Below are 5,514 nucleotides of genomic sequence, written 5' to 3'. Positions count from 1 at the left end.
CTCCTCCCCGAGTTCCCAACCATCCACAACCGATGGTCCTCCGAAGCCACCAGGACGGGGCCCCAGCCCTCATAGAGTCAGGTCAGCGGCCCGCCCGTACAGAACTGGATCTTTCGTCGGCGAGGGCTCCGCATCACCACGGCGCTCCGTCCATGATCACTCCAGATCGGCGACCCTATCCCCCCGGTCAGGGGCCTGATCACCGATCACCCATCCCGATCATGGCTCTGACCTACGAGTTTGCCCTGACCGTCTATTCCACCCGCCGGGCTGGTGGCGGGCGGTCTCGGCCGAGTGGCATGGGGCGCACAGGCCACGGCCGTAGGCCGGGTCGTTGGGGTCGAGGCCCTGGGCGATCAACTCCCTGCGGGACAGGGGGTGGTGGTCGGCCTGGGTGGCGGGCGCTCGCCCGCACAGGACGCAGACCGGATCACGCTCGAGCACGGGCTTGCGGAACAGCTCGCGGTGCTCCTGCCCGTAGCCCTGCTGGGTGGAGCTGCCGCGCGCTCGCTCGCCTGCGGCCTTGCGGCGGCGCGCGCACTGCGAGGAGCAGGTGCCGTCCGCCTTGCGGATCTGCCTGCACCGAGGGCAGCGGGAGCGTGCTCGGCTGGGCATGGTCAGGACCGGGGGTGCTTCAGGTGGTCGCGCCACCAGCGGTCGATGTGGCTGTCCCACGGTGCGGGCCGTCCGGCTTGGCGGGCGCGGGCCTTGCAGGTGTCCGGGTCCACGGCGAGGGTGACGACCTCGGCGCCGGGCAGGGCGTCGAGGATGTCGGCTCGGGAGGTGATGACCCAGGCGTGCCGGAGTTGGTGAGGGCGGGTCAGGCGGCGTACGACGGCGTCCCTGGCTTCGATGGCGAAGGGGATGAGGGCGGGCGGGTGGCCGTGGTCGTGGGGTGAGCCGAGGGCTTGGGCGAGGGCGTCCATGTCGAGGACGAGGTCGCCGGTGCGGGCGTGCTCGCGGACGTACGTGTTCTTGCCTGCGCACGGTGGGCCGTAGACGACGGTGACGTTGCGGTGGCGGCACGCATCGCACTCGGCTCCGCCGCTGTCGTGCAGCTGCTTGCAGCGGGGGCAGCGGGAGCGTGCGCGCGTGGGCATCAGGGCTCGAAGACGATGAACTTGATGTCGGTGGTGGCGCCGTCGATGGGCATCTGGGTGCCGTACAGCGAGGTGGGGAGGCTGCCGAAGGTGCGGGTGGCGGTGGCGGGGATGGAGACCACGGTGTCGGAGACGGCCTTGCCGCCTACGGTGATCGGGGTGACGAAGGTGACGTTCTGCGGCAGGGTGGCGTGCGCGTTGCGGATGCGCAGCACGGTCTTGCCGGTGTTCGCGACCTGGTTGCCGTTCGCGACGTCGGCCGTGGTCTCCGCGGGGTCGGCCACGCCCGCGTCGGACAGCTGGGTCACCGGGATCTGCGTGCGCGGCATGGCCTCTCCTTAGCGGGGGCGGACAGCGGAGGGCGGGCATGCGAAAGCCCGGCTCACCGGCCGGGCTTCGGGGACACTACGTGCACCATGGCACAGAATGATGGACGGATCCCGATCACGTCAATAGTCGCTGGTCACGGGCCTTGACAGATCAGGCGGCACACTGCTTGCGGACCTTGTCGCCGATGTCGGCCAGGTCCCACAGGGCGAGGGCCTGGCCGCGGTTGGGGTTGGGCCGCCACCCGGCGGGCGTGACGCCTCGCCGCCGGGCCCATTTACGGAACGCGTCCGTCGTCATGCCGAGGCTGTAGGCGGCCTGAGGCGTCGTCACGAGCTCTCGCCCGTCTCGTCCCTGGAGTGGTCTCACGCCTCAAGTGTGCCCGCTGACCTTGGAACTGAAAGGTGGCCTGCGCACTGGCGCCTTCACTTCGGTGGCACGGCCCACTCGACTGGTTCGCGACCTTCGGGGGTGTAGACGATGCGGTCGGGGCGACCGTCGGGCTCGACGGCGAACATGATGCCGCCGCGGACGCACCGGCCGGCTCTGACGAACGTGTCGTCGGTAGGGAACTCCGGCTTGGGGAAGCCGCCGCCGGACAGGCCGGTAACGTCGACGATCGCGCCGTCGTCGTATGCGAGGGACCACGGGAACTGGGAGACGGTGATCGGGTCGCCCTTGTCGTTGCAGACCTTGACCTCGATGCGGCTCCATACCGCCCGGTCGCTGACGCCGAGGCCTTCGCCGGGCGGCTCAATGCCGGTGACGGGTTGCCGGTAGCTGAGCACGGTGGTCTTGCCGTTGGCCGTCATCCCGTTGTCGGGGTTGGTCGTCTCCCATTCCCAGGCGTCGCCGACGGCGAGGAGGCCGGACGCGCTGGGGCTGGATGGGGCGGTGGACGGGCTGGGTGTCGCGGTGCTGGCAGGCGGTGTCGACGTCGGCTGGGCGGCGGGTTCGTTGTCGCTGCTGCACGCTGTGAGGCCGATCGTGAGGGCGGCTGCGATGGCTGCGGCGTGTCTGGTGCGCACGATGTCTCCCGGGTGACGGTGATGGCCCGTCAGTGTGGTGAGCTACCGGTGGTACGTGGAGGCATTGTGCGAGGTTCGTGGCTGATTCGTGACGGTGGTGAGTGTCTCTCTCTACAAGAGTGTTGATCTCGCAATGACCGTCGGGACCCTGTGACGCTTCAGGCCTGCGGTGCGCTGTAGGAGGTGACCCACGACGAGGGTCGAGGGCGCCTGCACTCCGAGGGGGGGTACACCGGCGCCGACGTGCAGGGGCAGGCTCGCTCCCCCGTGACGGGTCTGTCCCTGCTCGTGACACGTGCGTCGGTTAGGGGCGCCCAGCCGTGGTGCGGCGCCGGTGCCGGAGAGACCAGCGCCTGCCCGGCGCCCCTCCCCGGAGTCGCGTCGCCCTTATCTCCTCATCAACGGCGCCGTCCGCAGCGTCGAGGGCCTGGCGTGCCTTCTCGGCGAACTGCCAGATGGAGATCTGGGCCCAGCTACGCCTGCCGCCGGCCATGGCAGGGCCACGCATGATTGCCGAATCGTCCTGATGTAACACGAGGAATTCGTACCAGTCTGTGAACTTGCCCTTTAGCTCGCTCGCTGCCTCAGCCATGTTTGCGGGCCCCTCCAGCAGGACTGTCGTCTCCGCGTCCACCAGCTCGGCGACGAGCATGGTGGCGTCAACGAGCGATGGAGCAGGTTCCCCCAAGCCCCGGAGCCGGTCACTCTGCCAGCCGAGCTCTGCATTCAACTTGTTGGCCGTTTTCAGCAGCCTGTCGTAGGCGTCCCTTCTCACCTGTCGCCGCCATTGAACGTGCTGCGTACGGTTCTGGCTTCGCCCTGCAATCGCAGCAGCTCTGATCGCGCCAGCGGCACCCACAACAGCGCCTACCACGGCTGCCGCAGCGGCCACCAACGTCACACTCAGCGAATCCATTCCGGGCAGCATGGCCCAGCAGGCGTGAACTCGACTGCATAGCGGATCAACAAGACATTGGCACTTTGCCAGTCCGGTCCGCACAACGACCCGGGCGCCCAACCGTGGTTCGGCGCCCGGGCCTTCTTGGTGGGCGGGGCGACAGGGACCGCTCTTCAGTCTCGCGGAGCCCGCCGGTGCTGCGGCCACGGGCCGGGACCGGTCTACCCATCCCTTCGCGTCACCCCTCAGTGGGAGTCCTTGCGTGCGAGGCCCAGAGTACGCCCGCGGCCAACCTGCAAGCGGCTATGCGGTGGTGATGAGAGGGCGGCCGTTCCGACCTCGGGGTGTATCCACGCTCTCAGTGACACTCAGGAGCATGGTTGTCCCATGAGTAGTTAACGGGTCAGCGGTCGTCTTGGCCGACGGGCTCTCGTACGCGGTGCGGGCAGCCTGGAGAGCTGGACCGAGAGCAGATCGGTGGATGCTGGTTCCTTCAGTGGACCGGAATCGGTGCGCGACGACCTTCCGGCCTGGGGCGGCGCCATCCAGGCACACGGCGAGCAAGAGGCCTTCGCTATCCATGACGCTGATGAGTTGGTCTTGCGTACGGAGAGCGGGCAGGAGCGCACCTTCACCGTGAATGGCGGTGACCTTGAGACGGGCGTACTGAGGATCGTTGGCAACGAGGGTCCCCCGTTCGACGACTGAGGCGATGACCAAGCCGGGCAGTCCCCCGCCGCTACGGGCCGACGGTGCCAAGGACCTCGGCTTCGAGGCGGGTTAGCGCGGCCGGTGACAGGGCCTCGCGCCAGTGCCCGTCCCACACCCACAGGGTGCGGCAGCCGTCGCAGCGCTTGAAGCGCCAGCCGTTCGAGTCGAGCCGCCACGGCCACCAGATCGGCTGGCACGACGGGTAGCAGCGGATCAGGTCCCAGTTCGTGTAGGCGTCGACAAGCGAGGCCTGCGGCGAAGTGTTGCTGGAAGACGCTCCGGCCGGGCCTGCGGGCGGGGGGCCGGGTATAGGTGTACGGGCCGGTGACAGCCTCGGGTGGTGGCCCATGAGCTCATCCTCTCGTGGCCGCCTCAGGGTCGATCAGGTCGGCGACGGCGTAGACGGTCACCTGCGGGTCGGTGTAGCCCTCCGCTTCGGCGTCCCAGTTGCGCTGTTTCTGCGCCAGCTCGCGGGCGTGCTTGGCCAGGGCGGCGAGGACGATCCGCTCATCCTCGGCCGCCGACTGGTCCGGGCGGCGTGTGGCCAGTGCCGTCATCAGATCCTGGTACGCACTCATGGGCTCATCCTCTCGGGTGCCGCCAGCTCGACGAATGGGTTAGGCCGGACGAGTCTGGAAGTGTGGCCGACTTCCCTGAGCAGTTGGTGACGCTCATCGTGAGCGGGGAGCACGTCGAGGTCGCGGCTGCCCTGGGACTGTTTTCCCCCGCCATCGGTGAGTGGGGCGGCGTCATGCGGGGTGTGCCGGTGCGGCTGGCTGCTGCCTTGCAGCGCGGCGAAGATGCATCGCTTCGCCTCCCCGACGGCCAAGAGCGGCCGATTCACTCGACGGGGCCGTCACGCATCGATGATCAAGGGCGCCTTTTGGTGCCCTTCACGGGTGAGGGGCCGGTTCCGTTCTCGTGACGTCTGGTGTCAGCGCTCCTCCATTCGGGGCCTCGGCGAACGCCGACCGGCACGATTTACCCCGATCCGGGAACATTGCGACTAGCTGTACATGACATCTCCCTTGGTTCCTCCCGCACCAGCGGGAGGAACCGCCAACTCGAGGCGGGCGCCTCTCGGCTGTCATTGGCGCTGGATGCCCTGGCCTGGCATCAGCGTCGGGCGGTGACCCATGGGCTCATCCTCTTGCGAAACGTGCGGCTTCACCTGTTCCTACGGGAACGCCGTCAGGTCAGCGTCCGAACAGTTTCCTCACCACGGTCCAAATGGGCTCCAGGATGGCCATCAGGACAAGACCTACGAATCCCAGGATGAAGCAGAGCATCGCTCCAAGGATGAGGAGAGGGAAGATCGATGTCATTGATGCTCCGCTTTACTGGGCCGGTGACGGTGACCGACTAGTGTCCTGCGCCAGAGATCCGTCGGTAGAAGCGGGCGAGGGAGTCGAGGATCTCTTCGGCTGTCTTGGTCCAGATGAACGGCTTG

General features: G+C 68.0%; 10 protein-coding genes. 2 read left to right on the top strand and 8 right to left on the bottom strand.

The annotated features are described in order from the left end of the window. Positions 1–219: 219 nt before the first annotated feature. The 6 genes from GAS53_RS57505 to GAS53_RS54370 form a co-directional block, all read right to left on the bottom strand. On the bottom strand, positions 220–615 hold the full coding sequence (locus tag GAS53_RS57505) for a holin (RefSeq protein ID WP_225859724.1): 396 nt from the start codon (positions 613–615) through the stop codon (positions 220–222). A gap of 2 nt (positions 616–617) precedes the next feature. Beyond that, positions 618–1,100, bottom strand: coding sequence for an ATP-binding protein (locus GAS53_RS54390; protein ID WP_151485234.1), 483 nt, complete (start codon positions 1,098–1,100; stop codon positions 618–620). Continuing rightward, positions 1,100–1,429 (bottom strand): hypothetical protein, encoded by a 330-nt coding sequence (locus tag GAS53_RS54385; protein WP_151485233.1) that lies wholly within the window; start codon positions 1,427–1,429, stop codon positions 1,100–1,102. The genes GAS53_RS54390 and GAS53_RS54385 overlap by 1 nt, the downstream gene beginning before the upstream one ends. A 151-nt stretch (positions 1,430–1,580) precedes the next feature. Further along, the gene (locus tag GAS53_RS54380) at positions 1,581–1,796 is read right to left on the bottom strand and encodes a hypothetical protein (RefSeq protein WP_151485232.1); all 216 of its coding nucleotides are present in this window, start codon (positions 1,794–1,796) and stop codon (positions 1,581–1,583) included. A 56-nt stretch (positions 1,797–1,852) separates the two neighbouring features. Next, positions 1,853–2,455 carry a DUF4352 domain-containing protein gene (locus GAS53_RS54375; protein ID WP_151485231.1) on the bottom strand — a complete coding sequence of 201 codons (603 nt, stop codon included), beginning with the start codon at positions 2,453–2,455 and terminating at the stop codon, positions 1,853–1,855. A gap of 304 nt (positions 2,456–2,759) precedes the next feature. Next, the gene (locus tag GAS53_RS54370) at positions 2,760–3,230 is read right to left on the bottom strand and encodes a hypothetical protein (protein WP_151485230.1); all 471 of its coding nucleotides are present in this window, start codon (positions 3,228–3,230) and stop codon (positions 2,760–2,762) included. A 633-nt stretch (positions 3,231–3,863) separates the two neighbouring features. Here GAS53_RS54370 and GAS53_RS54365 point away from each other — a divergent pair. Next, a complete protein-coding gene (locus GAS53_RS54365; protein WP_151485229.1) occupies positions 3,864–4,061 on the top strand; it encodes a hypothetical protein in 198 nt (65 codons plus the stop codon). A gap of 31 nt (positions 4,062–4,092) precedes the next feature. Here the strand turns inward: GAS53_RS54365 and GAS53_RS54360 are convergent, their stop codons facing one another. Then, positions 4,093–4,413: a hypothetical protein gene (locus GAS53_RS54360; protein WP_151485228.1), complete on the bottom strand. Its 321-nt coding sequence runs from the start codon at positions 4,411–4,413 to the stop codon at positions 4,093–4,095. Between the two features lie 4 nt (positions 4,414–4,417). Next, entirely contained in the window at positions 4,418–4,642 is a 225-nt protein-coding gene (locus GAS53_RS54355; RefSeq protein WP_151485227.1) for a hypothetical protein, read from the bottom strand. A 62-nt stretch (positions 4,643–4,704) separates the two neighbouring features. Here GAS53_RS54355 and GAS53_RS54350 point away from each other — a divergent pair, with 62 nt between their 5' ends. After that, positions 4,705–4,989 (top strand): hypothetical protein, encoded by a 285-nt coding sequence (locus GAS53_RS54350; RefSeq protein WP_151485226.1) that lies wholly within the window; start codon positions 4,705–4,707, stop codon positions 4,987–4,989. The last annotated feature ends 525 nt before the right edge of the window (positions 4,990–5,514 follow it).

The organism is Streptomyces albicerus (genome assembly GCF_008905045.1).
GTDB lineage: Bacteria > Actinomycetota > Actinomycetes > Streptomycetales > Streptomycetaceae > Streptomyces > Streptomyces albicerus.
The sequence above is the reverse complement of the archived record's forward strand: the minus strand, read 5'-3'. Positions and strand labels throughout refer to the sequence as shown.